We start from the raw sequence: 19,677 nt of genomic DNA, 5'->3' as shown, positions 1-19,677 counted from the left end.
TCGATCCCCCGGATCGACCGCCCGCCTATTCGCCTTTCAGTCGAACAGGCTGGAAACCGAACTTTCGTCGGCGATGCGCTTGATGGCTTCGCCCAGCAGCGGCGCGATGGGCAGGTGGCGGATATGCGTTGCGGTGTTCACCGCGTCCGTGCCCTGGATCGAATCGGTAATGACCAGTTCCAGCAACTCCGACGCCTCGACCCGCGCGACTGCGCCGCCCGACAATACGCCGTGGCTGACATAGGCGATGACATCTTCTGCCCCTTCGGCCTTCAACGCCGCGGCCGCATTGCACAGCGTGCCGGCCGAATCGACGATATCGTCGATCAGGATGCAGAACCGGCCCTTCACGTCGCCGATGATGTTCATGACTTCCGACTCGCCCGCGCGCTCGCGCCGCTTGTCGACGATGGCGAGCGGGGCATTGTCCAGTCGCTTGGCCAGCGCCCGGGCGCGCACCACGCCGCCGACGTCCGGCGACACGACGGTGATATTGCGGTCAGCGAACCGGGCCTGGATGTCGGCCGACATGACCGGCGCGCCGAACAGATTGTCGGTCGGAATGTCGAAAAAGCCCTGGATCTGCCCGGCGTGCAGATCGACCGACAGAACACGATTGGCGCCCGCCGTGGTGATGAGGTTGGCGACCAGCTTGGCGCTTATCGGGGTGCGGGGACCGGGTTTGCGATCCTGCCGGGCATAGCCGAAATAGGGCACGACCGCCGTGATGCGCTTGGCCGACGCGCGTTTCAGCGCATCGATCATGATCAGCAATTCCATCAGATTGTCGTTGGTCGGATAGGCGGTCGACTGGATGACGAACACGTCCTCGCCGCGCACATTCTCGTGGATTTCGACGAAAACCTCTTCATCGGCGAAGCGGCGAACGCTGGCGTCGGTCAGGGGGATTTCGATATAATCGGCGATGGCGGCCGCAAGCGGCTTGTTGGAATTGCCGGTCATGAGCTTCATGGCCAAAACCCCCAGACTTTAGATGACGTGACGAAATGATGACGCTGCGCGAGACGCGGCCCCTTTAGCGGGGGGAGCCTGTGGTGGAAAGGCGCTTTTGCGCCTTTGGGTAAAATGCACTAGGGCGCGCGCCATGACCGACAAACTCGTGATCGCGCTTGCGCAGATGACCCAGTCCGTGGGCGACCTCAAGGCTAACGCCGACGCCATGCTGGAATGGCGCGCGCGGGCGAAGGGGGCTGACCTGATCGTCTTTCCCGAGTTGCAGCTGATCGGTTATCCGCCCGAGGATCTGGTGCTGAAACCCGCTCTGGTCACGCAGGCCGATTATCAGCTTGACCGGATGGCGCAGGAAACCGCCGATGGCGGCCCGGCCATGCTGGTGGGCACGGTGGTTGCCGCGCAGGGTGTGCTCTTCAATGTCGTCGCCCTGCTCGACAATGGTGCCGTCACGACGGTGCGCGCCAAGCGGGAGCTTCCCAATTACGGCACGTTCGATGAAAAGCGGCTCTTCGCGCCCGGACCGCTGCCCGCGCCCATCGATTTTCGCGGGGTGAAGATCGGCGTGCCGATTTGCGAGGATATCTGGTTCCCCTTCGTCACCGCACATCTGCGCAGCGAAGGCGCGGAAATCCTGATCAGCCCCAATGGCAGCCCGTTCGAAGTCGACAAGGACGATCGTCGACTGAACGCGGTCGCCGGCACGAGGGTGCGCGAAACCGGCCTGCCGCTAGCCTATCTCAACCGGGTGGGCGGACAGGATGAGCTGGTGTTCGATGGCGCGTCCTTCGTCATGAATGCCGATCTTTCCATCGCGCAGCAGCTGCCCGACTGGGAAGAGGCGCTTGTTCTGACGCAGTGGGAGAAGTGGGATGGTCAATGGGTCTGCCTGCCCGGCGACAGGCATGAACTCGATCCGCGTCCGGCGGATATCTACAACGCCATGGTGCTGGGGCTGCGCGATTATGTGAACCGCAACCGTTTTCCTGGCATAGTGCTGGGCCTGTCCGGCGGAATCGACTCTGCGCTTTCCGCCGCCGTCGCGGTCGATGCACTGGGCGCGGACCGCGTCTGGTGCGTGATGATGCCCTCGCGCTTCACCAGTCAGGACAGTCTGGACGATGCCGTCGCATGTGCGCGCTTGCTGGGCGTGCGCTACGATATCATTCCGATCGAGCCGGCAGTGGGCGCGTTCGATGCCATGCTGGCGCCGGTCTTTGACGGGCGCGCGCCCGACCTGACCGAAGAAAATCTCCAGTCCCGCATCCGCGGCGTGACCCTCATGGCCCTGTCCAACAAGTTCGGGCACATGCTGCTCACCACGGGCAACAAGAGCGAGATGTCGGTCGGCTATGCGACCATCTATGGCGACATGGCCGGCGGCTATTCGGTGCTCAAGGACGCCTACAAGACGACGGTGTTCGACCTTAGCCGCTGGCGCAACGCCCATGTCCCTTCGCTTGGGGCGGGCATGGGACCGGCAGGCCCCGTCATGCCCGAGCGCGTCATCACCAAGCCGCCCAGCGCCGAATTGCGCGCCGACCAGCGTGATGACGACAGCCTTCCGCCCTATGAGATTCTCGACCCCATTCTCTATGGCCTGGTCGAGGAGGAATTGTCGGTCGATGATCTGGTCGCGCGCGGTTTTGAAAAAGAGACGGTCGCCCGGATCGAGCGTCTGCTCTACGTCGCTGAATATAAGCGTCGCCAGGCGCCGCCCGGTGTCAAGCTGGGCATCCGCAATTTCGGCCGCGATCGCCGCTACCCCATCACCAATGCGTTCCGCACCATCTAAGGCGGCAGAAAGCCCATGACCGTCATCACCCGCTTCGCCCCGTCGCCCACCGGCAACCTCCATGTCGGCAACATCCGCGCCGCGCTCCACAACTGGCTGTGGGCGCGCAAGTCCGGCGGCACGTTCCTGCTGCGCCTCGACGACACCGATCTTGAACGCTCGCGCGCCGAATATGCCGATGCGATCAGGGCTGATTTGCAATGGCTCGGACTTCACTGGGACGGCGTGGAGAAACAATCCGATCGTTTCGCCCTTTATGAGGCCCGGTTTGAGGCGCTCAAGGCCTCCGGCCATGTCTATCCGGCCTATGAAACGAGCCAGGAACTGGACCTGCGTCGCAAGATATTGCTGGGGCGTGGCCTGCCGCCGGTCTATGATCGCGCTGCGCTGGCGCTGACGCCTGAGCAGATCGCCGCCAGTGAAGCCGAAGGGCGCGCGCCCCACTGGCGTTTCAAGCTGGACCATGATCAGCCGATCGTCTGGACCGACCTCATTCGCGGCGAACAGCGTTTTGACCCGAAACTCCTGTCCGATCCGGTGATTCGCCGTGCCGATGGGTCTTGGCTCTATATGCTGCCGTCGGTGATCGACGATATCGACATGGGAGTCACCCATGTCCTGCGCGGCGAGGACCATGTGTCCAACACCGCGACCCAGATTCAGATGTTTGCAGCGCTAGGCGCGCCGCTACCGCATTTCGCGCATGAAGCGTTGCTGACTGGCAGCGAAGGTAAACTGTCGAAGCGCCTTGGCTCGCTGGGCGTCGCCCATTTTCGCGAAATGGGCCTGGAGCCCATCGCGATCGCGGCGCTGCTGGCTCGGCTCGGTTCCTCTCAGCCGATCGAGCCCTTTGCAGACATGCAACCGCTGATCGACAGTTTCGACTTCGCGCATTTCGGCCGCGCGCCGGCGCGCTTCGATGAGGGCGAACTGGCGGCCCTCAACCAGAAAATCGTGCATCAGTTTTCCTATGCAGCAGTGGCCGATCGCCTTCCGGACGGCATGGATGCGGCGGCGTGGGACGCGATCCGGCCCAATCTCGAAACGGTGGCGGGGGCGGCCGACTGGTGGCGGATCGTCACCGGACCGATTGACGCCCCCGAAGTGGAAGAGGGCGATCGAGATTTCCTGGCCACGGCCCATCGCATCCTGACCGATGCGCCCTTCGACGCGGACATCTGGCGGACGCTGACCGGTGCGCTCAAAGACGAAACCGGCCGCAAGGGCAAGACGCTCTTCCTGCCGCTGCGCCGCGCCCTCACGGGCCTCGACCATGGCCCGGACATGGCGCAATTATTGCCGCTGATCGGCAGGGATCAGGCATTGACGCGACTGGCCGGGTAATGATGGAGTAGCTTACGGCTCGCGCCGATCACGCCGCCTCAGCCGCGCGTCGTTTCCAGTGCCCTGACGACGGCCAATATGCCTTCGGGCGAGGCCGCGAAGCCCATATGGGTGCAATCGACCTCAATTGCGGCGTCCCGTTCCCCTGCGCGTCCCCTGGCGCATTCAGGCAGGATCACCCCGTCGCGACGGGACCATAAAGCGACCGTGGGAACAGGCGGCTTGTCTTCACGCGTACAGGGGAAAGGCGGACGATCGACAGGGAATCCCGACACCAGCTGATAGAGTCGCCAGGCATGATTGGCGCGCGGATCCCCTGAAAAAGGCGTACCCATCGTCACCACGCCGCCGACCTTTTCCGTCGCGAACTTGGCATATTCCCGCGCGTAAAGGCCGCCCAGACTCCAACCCACCAGCGTCACCGGCGCACCGGTTTCCTTGCGGATTGCATCAACGCGGCGGTCGATCTGCTCCAGGCTGTCAGGGCGCGGCCCCATATTGCGGCCCATGCCCCAGTCATGCGCCTGATAGCCGCCAGCGGTCAAAATATCGCGCAGCCATCCCATGCGCCGTTCCGAAGCCATCAGGCCGGGGATCAGCAGCACATGCCGCCCGTCGCCCCTGATCCGACCCGCCAGCGCGGCAGCCTGCGCCTGCGTTCGTTTGAGGTCGAACGGCAGCGACAAATTGCCGAGCAGATGGTTGAGCGATGGCAATTCGGCCGGACGCGGTCCGTCCGCCAGACGGTCCTTCCAGAAATTGCTGACAGCATAAACGTAAGGCGGCACAGAGATAACATTCCAGAAAAGGGCGACTGCCCGAAACATGACATTATCGTGACAAACGCCGCTGCCGTCCATCAGTTTCATCGCTTGCGACCAACGGTTTGCCTCAGCCTTGGGCGAGCCCACAGGGGGCAGGGTTCCTTCGGGCAACGCTCCAGGCCATCGCCGCGCCGCCCGCCGAGGCGAAAGGACCAAGACACAGCGCCAACTCCATCATAACACCGGTCGCCGTCCAGCGACGAAATATAAGCAACCGGAGGTGGCGAGGATTTGCAGCCTTGCGAGTGAGTCGGGCCGGTGATCGATGATCAGGAGTACGCATCCCGGGGGCAAGGGTCCGGCTGGTACAGGGAAGGGCGTCATTGTCGTCACGCTTCACAACACTGCCACCAACAGTTTGAAAGCCTCCATCCAGCGTATCCCCCGCTCGCCCTTTCCGCCATGGTCTTGTCTGCGCCCATGCCTTAGAATGGGAGGCCATGTCCGATGAATATGCATTCCTGAAAACGTTACGAAGTCGTATCGTTCATGACGGCGCGCGCGGTTTGATCGATGACGTGGCCGTATTGGCCGTGGGCGACTCGCGGCTTGTCCTCACCAGCGACACGATCGTGGAGGGCGTGCATTATCTGCCCGCCGATCCGCCCGCCGATATCGGCTGGAAACTGGCGGCGGTCAATCTGTCGGACCTCGCGGCCAAGGGCGCGCGGCCGGTGGGCTGTATGCTCAATTATGCGCTGTCGGGCGATGCGGCATGGGACGCAGCCTTTCTTGATGGGCTGCACGAGGCGCTGGACCGCCACGCCATGCCGCTGCTGGGGGGTGATACGGTCAGGATGCCGGCGGGATCGGCGCGCAGTTACAGCCTTACTGCCATGGGTGAAGCGACAGGGGCCACGCCCAGTCGCTCCGGCGCGCAGGCTGGTGATCGCCTTTTCGTAACAGGGCCGGTCGGCGATGCGGGCATTGGCCTTGAATTGGCTCGCTCTGATCCAACCGCGTCCGGACCGCTGGTCGACGCCTATCGCCGGCCCCGCCCGCGTCTGGCCGAAGGGACATTGCTCGCCCCGTTTGCAACCGCGATGATGGACCTGTCGGACGGTCTGCTGATCGACGCGGCGCGCATGGCGCAGGCCAGCGATGTCGCCATTACCATCGATCATGTCCCGCTGTCGCTGGCGCTCGAAAAAGCGCGCGGGGCGAGCACTGCCGTCCAGATTGCGGCCGCACGAGCGGGCGATGACTATGAACTGCTCTTCGCCCTGGCGCGTGGCGCTACGCCTCCCGTGCGCGCCATTCCCATCGGCTATGTGTCGGCCGGCACAGGCCTGACGCTGATGATCGACGGCGCGGCGGTGCCTTTGCCTGGACGGCTAGGATGGGAACATTGACCTAAGTCAGGTTAATGGTCCGTTTGAAGCTGCCGACGCGCTCATCTGCGCCGGCGTGGGGTCGCGCTTTTCCGGGCTATCTTTGTGTTGCTGCCACTCTTTGGCGCAGGCTTTGCGCTCTTTACCAAGCATCAGGTCGATATGGCGACCGGTGAGATGAGCGTGCGGGAAGACCCGATTGCGCCTGAACCCTGATACGGCAGTTTCGCCTGCGCCCTTCTTCCCGTCCATCTTGACGCGCGCCATCGCGCCTGTAGCTTGATCGCCGCCTATTCCTCAGCCCGTTGGAAGGCACGTGCCATGCGTGACGCCCGATGCTGATTGACGCGGAGCCCGACGCCGAACCCGTTTCGTCCGGCCGCCCGCCCTTGCGCCCTTCGTTCGCCCGTCATTCCCTGCGGAGCGGCCGATGACAGCAACAACAGGGGGAGAGGATCAAGCATGGAGATAGTCTTTATCGCCATAGGATGCGGCCTGTTGGCCGTGCTCTACGGCCTTTTCACCGCGCGGCAGGTGCTGGCCGCGTCACCGGGAGACGCCACGATGCAGGCGATCGCCGGCGCGATACAGGAAGGAGCGAAGGCCTATCTGGGGCGGCAATATAGCACCATTGCTGTTGTCGGCATCGTTGTCGCGGTGCTGGTCGCGCTGTTTCTTGGGCTAACGTCCGCCATCGGATTTCTGATCGGCGCGATCCTGTCTGGCGCGGCCGGTTTCATCGGCATGACCATTTCGGTGCGCGCCAATGTCCGCACCGCCGAAGCGGCGCGTACGTCCTTGCAGAGCGGCCTGACCGTCGCCTTTCGCGCGGGTGCGATCACCGGCATGCTGGTGGCGGGCCTGGCGCTGCTGGCGATCAGCGGCTTTTTCTGGTTCCTGACCGGGCCGGCGGGCCATGCGCCCGACGACCGGTTGGTCATTGATTCGCTGGTCGCGCTGGCCTTTGGCGCGTCGCTCATTTCCATCTTCGCGCGGTTGGGCGGCGGCATCTTCACCAAGGCGGCCGATGTCGGCGCGGACCTGGTGGGCAAGGTGGAAGCGGGCATTCCCGAGGATGACCCACGCAACCCCGCCGTCATCGCGGACAATGTCGGCGACAATGTGGGCGATTGCGCCGGCATGGCGGCCGACCTGTTCGAAACCTATGTCGTCACCGTTGGCGCGACCATGGTCCTGACCGCGCTGCTGGTGACGGGCGTGGACAATGGCTTCCTCATGAAGCTGATGGGCCTGCCGCTCATCGTCGGGGGGCTGTGCATCATCACGTCGATCATCGGCACCTATATGGTGCGGCTGGGACGGTCCCAGTCGATCATGGGCGCGCTCTACAAGGGCTTCTGGACCACCGCCATCCTATCGATTCCGGCTATTTACCTGGCGACCAACTGGGTGCTGGGCGATATGACTACGGTGTTCGGCGCCGATCTGGATGGCGTGGGCGGTTATAGCGGCATGGCGCTGTTCTGGTCGATGATGGTCGGGCTGGGCGTCACCGCGCTGATCGTCTGGATCACCGAATATTATACCGGCACCAATTACCGCCCGGTCCGGTCCATCGCCAGGGCGTCGGAAACCGGCCATGGCACCAATGTCATTCAGGGGCTGGCGGTCAGCCTGGAGGCGACCGCGCTGCCGACCCTGGTGATCGTCGTCGGCATCATCCTGGCCTATCAGGCGGCGGGCCTCATCGGCATTGCCTTTGCCGCGACCGCGATGCTGGCGCTGGCGGGTATGGTGGTTGCGCTCGACGCCTATGGCCCTGTCACCGACAATGCCGGTGGCATCGCCGAAATGAGCCATATGGACGAAACGGTGCGGGTGAAGACCGACGCGCTGGACGCAGTCGGCAACACGACCAAGGCGGTGACGAAGGGCTATGCGATCGGGTCCGCCGGGCTTGCCGCGCTGGTGCTGTTCGGCGCCTATACCGAGGATCTGAAATTTTATAATTCGGCGCTGGGCCTGACCGCGCCGGTCGATTTCAGCCTGTCCAATCCCTATGTGATCGTCGGGCTGCTGCTGGGCGCATTGATGCCCTATCTGTTTGGCGCGATGGGGATGACCGCCGTCGGCCGCGCGGCGGGCCATGTGGTGAAGGATGTGCGCCACCAGTTCGCCACCGACCATGGCATATTGCGTGGCGAATCGCGGCCCAACTATGCGCGCACCGTGGACTTGGTCACACGCGCCGCCATCCGCGAGATGATCGTGCCGTCTCTGCTGCCGGTGCTGGCCCCGATCGTCGTCTATTTCGCGATCGCGGCGGTGGCGGGTATTGCCAATGGCTTTGCCGCGCTGGGCGCGCTGTTGCTCGGGGTGATCGTGTCAGGGCTGTTTGTCGCCTTGTCGATGACGTCGGGTGGCGGCGCATGGGACAATGCCAAGAAATATATCGAGGATGGCAATCATGGCGGCAAAGGCAGCTTCGCTCATCTGGCCGCAGTGACCGGCGACACGGTGGGCGATCCCTACAAGGACACCGCTGGCCCGGCGGTCAACCCGATGATCAAGATTACCAACATCGTCGCGCTGTTGTTGCTCGCGGCGCTGGCGCATGGGGGATGATCGGATAGGCTGACTGGCAATCGCCGGTATTTGCTGAATGTGCCGGCCCCTTGCACTGACGGGGCCGGCACGTTTTTATGGCAGGACGCGCACCCTTGCTGCACCTGCGCAGCGGCTTGCTTGCCCCCCTTTCCGGGCGCGCCTATAGCCCGCGCCATGACTGCCGAACCCTTCCGGTCCCAGCTTGCCGCGCTGGAACAGCGCGGGCGCCTGCGCCGGCTTTTACCCCGCGCCGGGCGCGATTTTGCGTCCAACGATTATCTTGGCCTGGCTGGCGATCCGATGATCGCGCAGGCGGTGGCCGATGCGGTCGCGCGCGGCGTGCCGCTGGGGTCGGGCGGATCGCGTCTGCTGCGCGGCAATGCGCCCGAACATGAAGGGCTGGAGGCGAAGGCGGCTGACTTTTTCCGTACCCAGGCTTCCTTGTTCCTGGCCAATGGCTATGTGGCCAATCTGACGCTCCTGTCCGCTCTGCCGCAGCGCGGCGACCTGATCGTGGCGGACGAACTGGTGCATGCCAGCGTCCATGACGGCATCCGCATGAGCAAGGCGAGCGCGGTGTTCGCGCGCCATAATGATGTGCAGAGCTTTGCCGACCTGATCGCCGCCTTTCGCGCAGAAGGGGGCAAGGGCCGGGTGTGGATCGCGGTGGAAACGCTTTATTCGATGGACGGCGACATGGCGCCGCTGGCCGACCTGGCCAAGCTCGCCGCCCGGCATGAGGCGATGCTGCTACTGGATGAAGCGCATGGCACCGGCGTGTTCGGCCCATCGGGCCGGGGGCTGTCGGCGGGGCTGGACGGGCTGCACAATGTGGTGACGCTCCACACTTGCGGCAAGGCGATGGGGGCTGAGGGCGCACTGATCTGTGGCCCGCGCATCCTGATCGACTATTTGGTCAATCGCGCCCGGCCCTTCATTTATTCGACCGCGCCTTCGCCACTGATGGCGGTCGCCGCCGCCGCCGCGCTTGACCGGATCGAGGCGGCGGACAATCGCCGCGACCGGCTTTCCACGCTGCGCCAGGATGCCGCCGAAGCGATTTGCGCGCCGCTCGGCCTGCCGCGCCCCCGCAGCCAGATCATCCCGGTCATTCTTGAAGATGACGCCCGCACCATGGCGACGGCGGCCGCCTTGCAGGAAGCCGGATTCGACGTCCGCGGCATTCGCCCGCCCACGGTGCCGGCGGGCACCAGCCGATTGCGCATTTCGCTTAGCCTCAATGTCGGTCGCAACGATGTGCTGGCGCTGGGGGATGTATTGCGGGGCCAGATGCGATGACCGTTTTTGTCGTTACGGGAACGGATACCGGCATCGGCAAGACGGTGTTCGCCGCTGGGCTGGCCGGCGCGCTGGGCGCCTGTTACTGGAAGCCGATCCAGGCCGGCGTCGATCCGGAAGGAGACAAGGAAACAGTCGCCGCCCTGTCCGGCCTGCCTGCCGAGCGCATCTTGCCCGAAGCCTATCGCCTCGCCACGGCCGCCTCCCCACATTTGGCCGCACGGATCGACGGGGTCGACATCCGGCTCGACCGGCTGGCACTGCCGCGCGTCGATGGGCCACTGGTGGTCGAGGGGGCAGGCGGGCTGATGGTGCCGATCAGCGAGACGATGCTGATGATCGACCTGTTTGCCCATTGGCGCCAACCGGTCATCCTGTGCGCGCGCACCGCGCTTGGCACCATCAACCACAGTCTGCTCAGCATCGAGGCGTTGCGCGCCCGCGACGTGCCGATCGCAGGCATTGCCTTCATTGGCGACGAACATGCCGAAAATGAGCGGATCATTCCCGCGCTGGCCAAGGTGCCGGCGCTGGGCCGATTGCCGATGCTGGCCGAAATGACCCCGGACGCGCTGGCGCACGCCTTTGCTCGGCACATCAACCTGCCATAATTTTCGACCAACGACATGGACAAGCCTGTTGCACGGGCGTTCAAGTCCCGCTCATGCCGGGTGTGCCACAGGCGCGCCCAGTCTATGCCAAGCAAGGGACGCTTTGATGACCAAATTCATTCTGGGGGCCGCCGTCAGCGCGCTCGCCCTGGCCGCGACTGCGGCCCATGCCGATCAGCCCGCGACTGCGGCCCATGCCGATCAACCCGCGACGCCGGCCACGGCATCGTCCACCACCGCGAAGCCGACTTATGGCAGCTATGGCTTTGACGAAAGCGGCATGGATATGTCCGTGAAGCCGGGCGACGATTTCTATGATTATGCCAATGGCACCTGGGCGAAGAACACGCCGATACCGGCTGACAAGTCCAATTATGGCGCCTTCAATATTCTGGATGACCTGTCGCGCGAGCGGACCAAGGGCATATTGGAAAGCGCGCAGACCGATCCCAACAGTAAGATCGGCAACGCCTATGCCGCCTATATGGACAAGGCCGCGGTCGAGGCGAAGGGCATGGCGCCGATCAAGCCCTGGCTTGCCGAAATCTCGGCGGTGAAGGATCGCGCAGCCTATGCCAAGGTCGCGGCGAAAGCAGCGCGCGCCGGCATTCGCGGCCCGTTCCGCTTCTATGTCGGGCAGGATGACAAGGACCCCGAAACCTATATCCTCTCGATGATGCAGGGGGGGCTGGGCCTGCCCGATCGCGACTATTATCTCGACCAGAGCGAGAAGATGGCCGCGATCCGCACCGCCTATGTCGCGCATCTGGAAAAGATGCTGACCCTGGCCGGCCAGAGCGATGCCAAGGCGCGCGCCGCCGCGCTCATGGCGTTCGAGACGGAAATCGCCAAGGTCCATTGGACCCAGATCGACAGTCGCGACGCCGACAAGACCTATAACAAGATGACGCTGGCGCAACTGGAGCAGGCGGCGCCCGGCTTCGATTTCGCGAGCTATTATGCGGCGAACAATCTTAAGCCCGCGAGCCTGCTGGTCGCGCAGCCCAGCGCCATCACCGGCGAAGCAGCACTGATCGCCAAGGCGCCGATGCAGGTGCTCAAGGACGGGCTGCTTCTGTCCAGCCTGCATGCCTATGCTGATTATCTGCCGGACACCGTCGCTGACGCGGACTTTGCCTTCTATGGCACCACCCTGTCGGGCACGCCCGAGCGCGAGGAACGCTGGAAGCGCGGCGTCACCTTCCTCAAGGAATCGCTGGGCGAGGAAGTCGGCAAAATCTACGTCGCCAAATATTTTCCGCCCGAAACCAAGGCGGCGATGGACGACCTCGTCAAGAACATACTTGCCGCCATGGGCCGCCGCATCGACGCGCTGCCCTGGATGAGCGACACGGCCAAGGCGCGTGCGCACAAGAAGTTGGCCGCCTTCACGCCCAAGATCGGCTATCCCGACAAATGGCGCGATTATACCGGGCTTGAGATCAAGCGCGACGACCTGCTGGGCAATGCGATGCGGTCCAACGCGTTCGAGTTCGACTATAATATCGGCAAGCTCGGCAAGCCCATCTATCGCTGGGAATGGGGCATGACGCCGATGGAGATCAATGCCTATGCCAATTTCGGCATGGTGGAGATCGTCTTCCCGGCTGCCATCCTGCAACCGCCCTTCTTTGATCCCAAGGCGGACCCGGCTGTCAATTATGGTGGCATTGGCGCGGTCATCGGCCATGAGCTCAGCCATCATTTCGATGATCAGGGCGCGAAATATGACGAAACTGGCAAGCTCAACCAGTGGTGGACTGATCAGGATGTCGCCAATTTCAAGGCGCTGACCGACAAGCTGGTCAAACAATATGACGCCTATGAACCGTTCCCAGGCGCGCATGTGAAGGGCGCGTTCACGCTCGGCGAGAATATTGGCGATCTGGGCGGCCTGGCGGTCGCGCTTGACGCCTATCATGCCTCGCTGGGTGGCAAAAAGGCGCCTGTGATCGACGGCATGACCGGCGATCAGCGCTTCTTCCTTGGCTGGGCACAGGTATGGCGGCGCAATTATCGTGAAGCCAATCTGCGCCAGCGGCTGGTGACCGATCCGCACGCGCCGTCGCAATATCGCACTGACATCGTGCGCAATTTCGACGCCTGGTATGACGCGTTCAAGCCGGCACCCAATGGGAAAATCTATCTGTCGCCCGAAAATCGGGTGAAGATCTGGTGAGAATAGAGACGGCCGGCGGAGAAATTCGCCGGCCTACTCAATTATTGATCGCCGACAGCCCGTGATTAAAAACGGGTCGGGCGAATGGAACCGGCCAGTCGTCTATCGGATGGCTCGATTCATCCAATAAGGTCTTCCCACGTGTGCATGGGCTGCCCATTTTGTTTGGGTAACACGACGCAGGAGATCGAAGATGAAGGGTCTGATTGAATCCCGTTTGACTAAGGTTGGCTTTGTTTCGGCTGCCTTACTGGCTGCCACCCCGCTCTATGCGCAGATGAGTCCGGCCGCTCCCGCAGAGCCGGCAGCGCCAGCGGCGACCCCTGCACCGGCTGCAGGGGCCAGCAACTTCACGGATGCCGAGATCAAGCAATTTGCTGCGGCGGCTGTCGAAGTCACGAAAATTCAGCAGGACAGCACGATTTCGGCGGCGGACAAGCAGCCTAAAATGTTGGCTGTGGTGCAGTCGTCCGGTCTTCCGCCCGAAAAGTTCAACCAGATCGGGCAGGCCGCAGCAGCCGATCCGGCGCTTCAACAACGTATCCAGGCGTCGGCTCCGGCCGCGCCCGCTGCCCCGGCAAGTCCCGGCACCGCTCCGATGCAGCCCGCTGACCCGGCCCAGCCACCTCAGTAAATTATCGACGACCTACCTTAAGATTGGGCGGTTTCCGGAAGGAAGCCGCCCTTTCGTGTATCCAAAGCAAAAAATTGGTTCCCTTCTCGAACGAAAATATCGGGGGTGACGACGGCGATCCACTCTGACTATGCTCTGCCTCATGCATGACCAGGCCCTATCCATTGCGCTGATCGGAATTTTCGGCATCGGCGCGCAATGGATTGCCTGGCGCACTGGTTGGCCCGCCATCGCGCTGATGCTGGCGGCCGGTGTCATCAGCGGGCCGGTGCTGCATCTCATCAATCCCGAACATGTGTTTGGCGAACTGCTGGAACCGATGGTGTCGGTGGCCGTCGCGCTGATCCTGTTCGAAGGGGGATTGAGCCTCAATTTCCGCGAATTGCGCAAAACCGATGGCGCGGTTACGCGGCTAGTATTGTTGGGCGCGCCGATCGGATGGATATTGGGCGCGGTCGCCTGTTTTTATGTCGCGGGTCTGGTCTGGCCGGTCGCCATATTGTTTGCCGGCATTTTGGTGGTGACAGGGCCAACGGTCGTCCTGCCACTGTTGCGCCAGTCCAATGTCGCGGCGCGACCGCGCGCAATCCTGAAATGGGAAGCGATCGTCAACGATCCGGTCGGCGCGCTACTCGGCGTCGTGACCTATGAATATCTGCGGCGCGCAGGTGAAGGAGGCTCGCTCGCCTCGGTGATCTTTGCGCTCGTCGCGGCGGCGGTGGTTGCGGGCCTGATCGGCTGGCTGGCGGCGAAGGCTTTGGGATGGGCATTCCCGCGTGGCCATGTGCCTGAATATCTAAAGGCGCCTGTTCTGCTGGTCGCGGTAATTGGCGTGTTTGTCCTGTCCAACGCAATCCAGCAGGAAACCGGACTGCTGGCAGTTACGGTGATGGGCGTGGCGCTGGCCAATATGCGGCTCGATTCGCTGCGCGATATTCAGCCGTTCAAAGAAAATGTCACTGTCCTGCTCATATCGGGCGTGTTCGTCATCCTGTCCGCCTCCCTGGATTTCGAGGCGCTGCGCCAGTTCGAATGGCGTTTTCTGGCCTTCTTGTTGGTGCTGATGTTCCTGGTGCGACCTGCGACGGTGCTGATCAGCCTGGCCTTTACCAAGGTGCCCTGGAACGAGCGGTTGCTGGTGGCGTGGATCGCGCCGCGCGGTATCGTGGCGGTTGCCATTTCCGGCCTGTTCGCGCTGCGGCTGGACCGGTTGGGCTATAGTGACGGGTCGATCCTGGTGACCCTGTCCTTTGCGGTGGTGGTAGCGACGATCCTGTTCCACGGCTTTTCGATCCGCCCGGTGGCGCGATTGCTCAAGGTGACGGGCGGGGCCGAGCGCGGCCTGCTGATCGTCGGCGCAACACCGTTCAGCTTGGAATTGGCGACGCAGTTGCGGCAGCTGGAGGTGCCGGTGACGATCGCGGACAATAGCTGGCAGCGTCTGTCCCCCGCGCGTCATGCCGGCATTCCCACCTATCATGGCGAGATATTGTCGGAGGCGACCGACGAACGGCTGGACCTCGCCCAGTTCCAGGTGCTGGCCGCGACGACTGACAATGAAGCCTATAATGCGCTTGTCTGTACCGAGTTTGCGCCTGAGATCGGCCGGGACAATGTGTATCAACTGGGCGACGCGAGCAATGACGAGGACCCGCGCGCCTTGCCCGAATCGCTGCGCGGCCGCGCGCTGTTTTCCGCCGGGCATGGCGTTGAGGACATCATCCAGCGCGAGGAGCAGGGCTGGACCTTCCGCAAGACGCGCATCAGCGAGCAGTTCGATTTCGATGCGGCGAAAGCGTCCTTGTCCGAAGGCGGTGACATGTTGCTGCTGCTGCGGAAAAGCGGCGCGCTGCGCTTCTTCACCCATGCGTCACGGCCGACGCCGCAACCGGGCGACACCATTCTGACCTATGTGCCGCCGTCCAAGCCGAAGCCGAAAGGAGAGGATGAATGACAAAACTGGCTCCAGCCCTCCTGTTGCTGGGCGCATTATGTGCCTGTCAGCCGCCCGAGGCGAATGATCCAGCCAATGGGACCAATGTTGCGGTCGACGATGCCGACAATGCGGTTTCGGTGATGGCGGGTGCCAATGAAAGCGCCAACGCCGCAGAACCGCAGCGATCCATCCTGCGTCCCGAAGTGGCCGAGCCAGAAGAGCCGCCCAAGATCGAGCCGGCGCAGGCTGTGATCGGCTTTGGCGAAACGCCGATGAAGTTGGATGACGCGGCCCGGCAGGCGCTTGACGCGCTGATCGTCACGCCTGCGATGAAGGCGGGCGGACCCATAACCTTGCGCGGTCATAGCGATTCGCGCGGGGCCGATGGCGACAATAAGGTCGCCTCAGCCAAGCGGGCGGAACTGGTGCGCGATTATCTGGTCGAGAAGGGCGTGGCCAAGGACCGCATCACCCTCATCGCCATTGGCGAAGGCCGGCCGGTTGCGCCCAATGTTCGGGAGGACGGCAGCGACGATCCTGAAGGTCAGGCGAGGAACCGCCGCGTGGACGTGACGGTCGCCCTGCCAACGGTGATGGTCCCGCCGCCGGTTGCGCCCAACGCCGCCGACCCTGCGGCCAAAGCTGCGCCCAAGTCGCAATAGTCTTTATCCGGACCTTGGATTAAGGGGCGTCCATGACCTCTCCTGTCTGGCACCCCTTTTTCCAGCATGGCCTCAACGAAGCCATCCCCCATGTAGTTCGCGCCGAAGGGGCGCTGCTGCATCTGGCGGATGGTTCGACTTTGATCGACGCCATTTCCAGCTGGTGGGTGACGACGCACGGTCATTGCCATCCCCGCATTGCCGCAGCCATCGCGCAGCAGGCCGGAACGCTCGATCAGCTGATCTTTGCCGGCTATACTCATGAACCGGCTGAAGAGGTCGCGCGGGGCCTGATCGCGCTGGCGCCCCGTGCGGATGACCAGCCGAAACTGGCGCATGTCTTCTATTCCGACAGCGGCTCTACGGCGGTCGAAGTCGCGCTCAAGATGGCGCTTGGCTATTGGCATAATCTGGCACTGGACGGAGCGGCGCAGCCGCGCAGCCGCATCCTCGTGCTGGAACATAGCTATCATGGCGACACCATCGGCGCGATGTCGGTGGGGGAGCGGGGCGTCTACAATGCTGCCTGGACGCCGCTGCTGTTTGATGTCGACACCATCCCCTTTCCCGCTCCAGGACGGGAACAGGCGTGCCTGGATGCGCTGGAGGCGGCCTGCGCCCGGCATCCCGCGGGCTTTGTCATTGAGCCGTTGATCCTAGGGGCAGGCGGCATGTTCGTTTATTCCGCCGACGTCTTGCGAGAGATGGCGGCCATTTGTCGTCGCCACGGTGTCCTGTTCATCGCTGACGAGGTAATGACGGGGTGGGGGCGGACTGGCACGATCTTCGCCTGCGAGCAGGCCGGGGTCGTTCCGGACATCATGGCGGTGGCGAAGGGAATCACGGGCGGGGCCATTCCGCTGGCGGCGACGCTGGCTACCGCACCGATTTTCGACGCGCACCGATCGTCCGATCGCGCGCGGCTGTTCTACCATTCGTCGAGCTACACCGCCAACCCGATCGCCTGCGCCGCAGCGGTCGCCAATTTGGCGATCTGGCGCGAGGAGGATGTGCTGGGGCGGATCAAGCAGTTAGCGCAAACCATGGCCGATCGACTCGCGACCCTTGCCTGCAGTCCCGCCTTTGCCAATCCGCGTCAGGCGGGCACGATCGTCGCGATCGACCTGGTGACGCCGGATGCGGGATATCTGTCGGATCTGGCGCCCAGCCTGCGCCTATTCTTTCAGGACCGCGGCCTCTTGCTTCGGCCGCTGGGCAACACCATTTACCTGATGCCGCCATATTGTCTCGATGCTCAACAGCTCGATAGGATCTTCGCGGCCCTGCATGCGGCCGGCGAAAAATTCGGTTTGCACGCCTGACTTTCATTTTGCACCGTTTAACGCTATGGCGGCGCGATTTTTCGCATATCCGGGATATTATGGCCAAAGAAGAACTGCTTGAAATGCGCGGACAGGTTGTGGAGCTTCTCCCCAACGCCATGTTCCGCGTGCGGCTGGAAAATGATCACGAAATTCTCGGCCACACGGCCGGCAAGATGCGCAAGAACCGCATCCGCGTGCTCGTGGGTGACGAAGTGCTCGTCGAACTCACACCCTACGACCTGACCAAGGGTCGGATCACCTACCGCTTCAAATAAGCCGCAGACACGATGCGGCTCATCCTTGCTTCGGCTTCCCCCAGACGGCGTGACCTTCTGGGGCAAATCGGCGTTGTCCCTGATGCGGTGGACCCTGCCGATATTGACGAAACCCCTCATAAGGCGGAATTGCCCGCGGTCTATGCTGCGCGCGTGGCGGCCGAAAAAGGCGCTTTGGTCGTTGGTCGCCATGCTGGCGCGCTTGTCTTGTCGGGCGACACGGTCGTGGCGGCGGGGCGACGCATCCTGCCCAAGGCCGAGGCGGAAGATGAGGCGCGCGCATGCCTCAGCCTGCTTTCGGGGCGGCGGCATCGCGTGTTCAGCGCCATAACGCTGATCGATGGCAAGGGCGTGGCGCGCCATCGCCTGTCGACCAATATCGTGACGTTCAAGCCCTTGGACCGGTCCGAGATCGATGCGTATATCGCCAGTGATGAATGGCGGGGCAAGGCGGGCGGCTATGCGATCCAGGGGCGGGCCGCTGGACTGATCCGCGCGATCCAGGGTAGCCACAGCGCAATCATGGGCCTGCCGCTTTATGAAACCCGCGCGCTGCTGAAAGCCGCGGGCTATTCTCTCGACTAGGACAGACAATGGCCGAATGGCTTTATGAAGAAGGAATTGGCGAAGCGCGGGCCGGGCTGATCGAGCATGGTCGGCTGGTCGAGGCGCTGGTCGAGCGGGAAACTGAGGCGGCGCGCGCGGGGGCGGTGGTGCAGGGGCGGCTGATCGCCACGCTGATTCCGAAGAAGCGCGGAGTCGTGCGGCTGCTGTCGGGTGAGGAAGCGCTGCTGGAGCCGATTCCGCCGCGCCTGGCCGAAGGCGCCACTGTGCTGGTCGAAATCCTGCGCGAGGCGATTGCCGAGGAGGGGCGGCCCAAACGCGCCAAGGCCCGCGTCGCGCCGCCCAGCGTCAAACCGCACCCCGGCCCCAGCCTCCTCCAGCGCATTCGCGCGACCGGCGTCCCCGTCGTGCCATGCCCGGCGCATGAAGAGGACCGTCTGGAAGCGCATGGCTGGAGCGAATTGATGGAGGAGGCCATGAGCGGGGAGGTGGGCACCGAAGCGGCTGCCCTGCGCCTCTATCTGACGCCCGCCATGCTTTTGATCGATGTTGATGGGTCCTTGCCCCCGGCGCAGCTCGGCCCCAAGGGCGCCAAACTGGCGGCGCAGACCATTCGCCGCATGGGATTGAGCGGATCGATCGGCATTGATCTGCCGACGATGAACAACAAGGACGAGCGGATGATCGCCGCCGCCCAGATCGACAAATATCTTCCTCTCCCGTTCGAGCGGACGGCGGTGAATGGCTTTGGCTTCCTGCAGATCATCCGCCGTCGGGAGCGAGCGAACCTGATGGAATTGCTGCTGGACAACGTCGTATTGACGGCCGCGCTTGCCTTGCTGCGGCGGGCCGAGCGACACGGGACGGGCGGTGCGGCGACGCTGATCGCTGCGCCCGCCGTTATCGACCTGCTGCGCCAGCGCCCCGACTGGATCGATCTGCTCGCGCGGCGGCGCGGCGGAGAGGTGGGCTTGCGCGCTGACCCGGCCCTGACCATATCGGGTGGCCATGTCGCCTAAACCCGTCACTTGCCCCGTCTGCGCTGCGCCATCTCGGCCAGAAAGCCGTCCCTTTTGCAGTACTGCCTGCCGGGATCGGGATCTGTTGCAATGGCTGGGCGAAGGCTATCGTGTAGCTGGTCCTCCTGCCGACGATATGCAGCAAAAAAACCGCGAGGAAGGGCTGGACAGCCCCTTCGATTGACGCCTATAGGCACGCCTCCAATCGGCGGACGCTTCGCCGAAACCCCGTGCCCGGGTAGCTCAGTTGGTAGAGCATGCGACTGAAAATCGCAGTGTCGGCGGTTCGACTCCGTCCCCGGGCACCATCGCCTCCTCCGCGATGGTCCACCAACGTCC

18 protein-coding genes and 1 tRNA gene are annotated in these 19,677 nt (G+C 63.5%); 16 read left to right on the top strand and 3 right to left on the bottom strand.

Features of this window, described 5'->3' with window-relative positions; genetic code table 11:
• Window positions 1–36: 36 nt before the first annotated feature.
• Window positions 37–972 (bottom strand): ribose-phosphate pyrophosphokinase, encoded by a 936-nt coding sequence (locus B2V90_RS06980; protein WP_009823171.1) that lies wholly within the window; start codon window positions 970–972, stop codon window positions 37–39.
• A gap of 133 nt (window positions 973–1,105) precedes the next feature.
• Here B2V90_RS06980 and B2V90_RS06975 point away from each other — a divergent pair, with 133 nt between their 5' ends.
• Together B2V90_RS06975 and gltX are read left to right on the top strand one after the other, a co-directional pair.
• A complete protein-coding gene (locus tag B2V90_RS06975; protein WP_228221325.1) occupies window positions 1,106–2,767 on the top strand; it encodes an NAD+ synthase in 1,662 nt (553 codons plus the stop codon).
• Between the two features lie 15 nt (window positions 2,768–2,782).
• Entirely contained in the window at window positions 2,783–4,111 is a 1,329-nt protein-coding gene (gene gltX, locus B2V90_RS06970; RefSeq protein WP_228221324.1) for a glutamate--tRNA ligase, read from the top strand.
• A 38-nt stretch (window positions 4,112–4,149) separates the two neighbouring features.
• On the opposite strand, the gene B2V90_RS06965 is transcribed toward gltX, so the two are convergent.
• Window positions 4,150–4,899 (bottom strand): alpha/beta fold hydrolase, encoded by a 750-nt coding sequence (locus B2V90_RS06965; RefSeq protein WP_228221323.1) that lies wholly within the window; start codon window positions 4,897–4,899, stop codon window positions 4,150–4,152.
• 476 nt (window positions 4,900–5,375) lie between these two features.
• Between B2V90_RS06965 and thiL the strand changes: the two genes are divergently transcribed.
• Complete coding sequence (thiL, locus tag B2V90_RS06960) at window positions 5,376–6,287, top strand: thiamine-phosphate kinase (protein ID WP_293920605.1); 912 nt, start codon at window positions 5,376–5,378, stop codon at window positions 6,285–6,287.
• Window positions 6,288–6,293: 6 nt separating this feature from the next.
• On the opposite strand, the gene B2V90_RS06955 is transcribed toward thiL, so the two are convergent.
• Window positions 6,294–6,533: a hypothetical protein gene (locus tag B2V90_RS06955; RefSeq protein ID WP_228221321.1), complete on the bottom strand. Its 240-nt coding sequence runs from the start codon at window positions 6,531–6,533 to the stop codon at window positions 6,294–6,296.
• A gap of 195 nt (window positions 6,534–6,728) precedes the next feature.
• Between B2V90_RS06955 and B2V90_RS06950 the strand changes: the two genes are divergently transcribed.
• The 13 genes from B2V90_RS06950 (at window position 6,729) to B2V90_RS06890 (ending at window position 19,646) form a co-directional block, all read left to right on the top strand.
• Entirely contained in the window at window positions 6,729–8,852 is a 2,124-nt protein-coding gene (locus B2V90_RS06950; RefSeq protein WP_228221320.1) for a sodium-translocating pyrophosphatase, read from the top strand.
• A gap of 156 nt (window positions 8,853–9,008) precedes the next feature.
• A complete protein-coding gene (locus B2V90_RS06945) occupies window positions 9,009–10,133 on the top strand; it encodes an 8-amino-7-oxononanoate synthase (protein WP_228221319.1) in 1,125 nt (374 codons plus the stop codon).
• Window positions 10,130–10,744, top strand: a complete 615-nt coding sequence (bioD, locus tag B2V90_RS06940) for a dethiobiotin synthase (RefSeq protein WP_228221318.1) — start codon at window positions 10,130–10,132, stop codon at window positions 10,742–10,744. The genes B2V90_RS06945 and bioD overlap by 4 nt, the downstream gene beginning before the upstream one ends.
• A 106-nt stretch (window positions 10,745–10,850) precedes the next feature.
• Window positions 10,851–12,923 carry a M13 family metallopeptidase gene (locus tag B2V90_RS06935; protein ID WP_228221317.1) on the top strand — a complete coding sequence of 691 codons (2,073 nt, stop codon included), beginning with the start codon at window positions 10,851–10,853 and terminating at the stop codon, window positions 12,921–12,923.
• A gap of 193 nt (window positions 12,924–13,116) precedes the next feature.
• Window positions 13,117–13,557 (top strand): DUF4168 domain-containing protein, encoded by a 441-nt coding sequence (locus B2V90_RS06930; RefSeq protein ID WP_228221316.1) that lies wholly within the window; start codon window positions 13,117–13,119, stop codon window positions 13,555–13,557.
• A gap of 142 nt (window positions 13,558–13,699) precedes the next feature.
• Window positions 13,700–15,511 (top strand): cation:proton antiporter, encoded by a 1,812-nt coding sequence (locus B2V90_RS06925; RefSeq protein ID WP_198005975.1) that lies wholly within the window; start codon window positions 13,700–13,702, stop codon window positions 15,509–15,511.
• Window positions 15,508–16,155: an OmpA family protein gene (locus tag B2V90_RS06920; RefSeq protein WP_228221315.1), complete on the top strand. Its 648-nt coding sequence runs from the start codon at window positions 15,508–15,510 to the stop codon at window positions 16,153–16,155. The genes B2V90_RS06925 and B2V90_RS06920 overlap by 4 nt, the downstream gene beginning before the upstream one ends.
• Before the next feature lie 32 nt (window positions 16,156–16,187).
• Window positions 16,188–17,477: an adenosylmethionine--8-amino-7-oxononanoate transaminase gene (locus B2V90_RS06915; RefSeq protein ID WP_228221314.1), complete on the top strand. Its 1,290-nt coding sequence runs from the start codon at window positions 16,188–16,190 to the stop codon at window positions 17,475–17,477.
• A gap of 59 nt (window positions 17,478–17,536) precedes the next feature.
• Window positions 17,537–17,755: a translation initiation factor IF-1 gene (gene infA, locus B2V90_RS06910; protein WP_003049127.1), complete on the top strand. Its 219-nt coding sequence runs from the start codon at window positions 17,537–17,539 to the stop codon at window positions 17,753–17,755.
• 12 nt (window positions 17,756–17,767) lie between these two features.
• A complete protein-coding gene (locus B2V90_RS06905; RefSeq protein ID WP_228221313.1) occupies window positions 17,768–18,340 on the top strand; it encodes a Maf family protein in 573 nt (190 codons plus the stop codon).
• An 8-nt stretch (window positions 18,341–18,348) separates the two neighbouring features.
• The gene (locus tag B2V90_RS06900) at window positions 18,349–19,338 is read left to right on the top strand and encodes a ribonuclease (RefSeq protein WP_228221312.1); all 990 of its coding nucleotides are present in this window, start codon (window positions 18,349–18,351) and stop codon (window positions 19,336–19,338) included.
• Window positions 19,328–19,522 (top strand): DNA gyrase inhibitor YacG, encoded by a 195-nt coding sequence (locus B2V90_RS06895; RefSeq protein ID WP_228221311.1) that lies wholly within the window; start codon window positions 19,328–19,330, stop codon window positions 19,520–19,522. Before B2V90_RS06900 ends, B2V90_RS06895 begins: the two co-directional genes overlap by 11 nt.
• A 48-nt stretch (window positions 19,523–19,570) precedes the next feature.
• Window positions 19,571–19,646: transfer RNA gene (locus B2V90_RS06890), tRNA-Phe, on the top strand.
• Window positions 19,647–19,677: the final 31 nt, after the last annotated feature.

The sequence above is a fragment of the Sphingobium sp. UBA5915 genome (genome assembly GCF_002431195.1).
Classification (GTDB): domain Bacteria; phylum Pseudomonadota; class Alphaproteobacteria; order Sphingomonadales; family Sphingomonadaceae; genus Sphingobium; species Sphingobium soli.
This window is presented reverse-complemented; position numbering and strand designations above follow the sequence as displayed.

What these genes read in the sequence shown, in the direction of transcription:
- B2V90_RS06915 (WP_228221314.1), top strand. Translation starts at nt 16,188, where the DNA reads ATGACCTCTCCTGTCTGGCACCCCTTTTTCCAGCATGGCCTCAACGAA.
- thiL (WP_293920605.1), top strand. Translation starts at nt 5,376, where the DNA reads ATGTCCGATGAATATGCATTCCTGAAAACGTTACGAAGTCGTATCGTT.
- gltX (WP_228221324.1), top strand. Translation starts at nt 2,783, where the DNA reads ATGACCGTCATCACCCGCTTCGCCCCGTCGCCCACCGGCAACCTCCAT.
- B2V90_RS06925 (WP_198005975.1), top strand. Translation starts at nt 13,700, where the DNA reads ATGCATGACCAGGCCCTATCCATTGCGCTGATCGGAATTTTCGGCATC.
- bioD (WP_228221318.1), top strand. Translation starts at nt 10,130, where the DNA reads ATGACCGTTTTTGTCGTTACGGGAACGGATACCGGCATCGGCAAGACG.
- B2V90_RS06975 (WP_228221325.1), top strand. Translation starts at nt 1,106, where the DNA reads ATGACCGACAAACTCGTGATCGCGCTTGCGCAGATGACCCAGTCCGTG.
- B2V90_RS06955 (WP_228221321.1), bottom strand. Translation starts at nt 6,533, where the DNA reads ATGGCGCGCGTCAAGATGGACGGGAAGAAGGGCGCAGGCGAAACTGCC.
- B2V90_RS06945 (WP_228221319.1), top strand. Translation starts at nt 9,009, where the DNA reads ATGACTGCCGAACCCTTCCGGTCCCAGCTTGCCGCGCTGGAACAGCGC.
- B2V90_RS06930 (WP_228221316.1), top strand. Translation starts at nt 13,117, where the DNA reads ATGAAGGGTCTGATTGAATCCCGTTTGACTAAGGTTGGCTTTGTTTCG.
- B2V90_RS06935 (WP_228221317.1), top strand. Translation starts at nt 10,851, where the DNA reads ATGACCAAATTCATTCTGGGGGCCGCCGTCAGCGCGCTCGCCCTGGCC.
- B2V90_RS06905 (WP_228221313.1), top strand. Translation starts at nt 17,768, where the DNA reads ATGCGGCTCATCCTTGCTTCGGCTTCCCCCAGACGGCGTGACCTTCTG.
- B2V90_RS06950 (WP_228221320.1), top strand. Translation starts at nt 6,729, where the DNA reads ATGGAGATAGTCTTTATCGCCATAGGATGCGGCCTGTTGGCCGTGCTC.
- infA (WP_003049127.1), top strand. Translation starts at nt 17,537, where the DNA reads ATGGCCAAAGAAGAACTGCTTGAAATGCGCGGACAGGTTGTGGAGCTT.
- B2V90_RS06895 (WP_228221311.1), top strand. Translation starts at nt 19,328, where the DNA reads ATGTCGCCTAAACCCGTCACTTGCCCCGTCTGCGCTGCGCCATCTCGG.
- B2V90_RS06920 (WP_228221315.1), top strand. Translation starts at nt 15,508, where the DNA reads ATGACAAAACTGGCTCCAGCCCTCCTGTTGCTGGGCGCATTATGTGCC.
- B2V90_RS06980 (WP_009823171.1), bottom strand. Translation starts at nt 972, where the DNA reads ATGAAGCTCATGACCGGCAATTCCAACAAGCCGCTTGCGGCCGCCATC.
- B2V90_RS06900 (WP_228221312.1), top strand. Translation starts at nt 18,349, where the DNA reads ATGGCCGAATGGCTTTATGAAGAAGGAATTGGCGAAGCGCGGGCCGGG.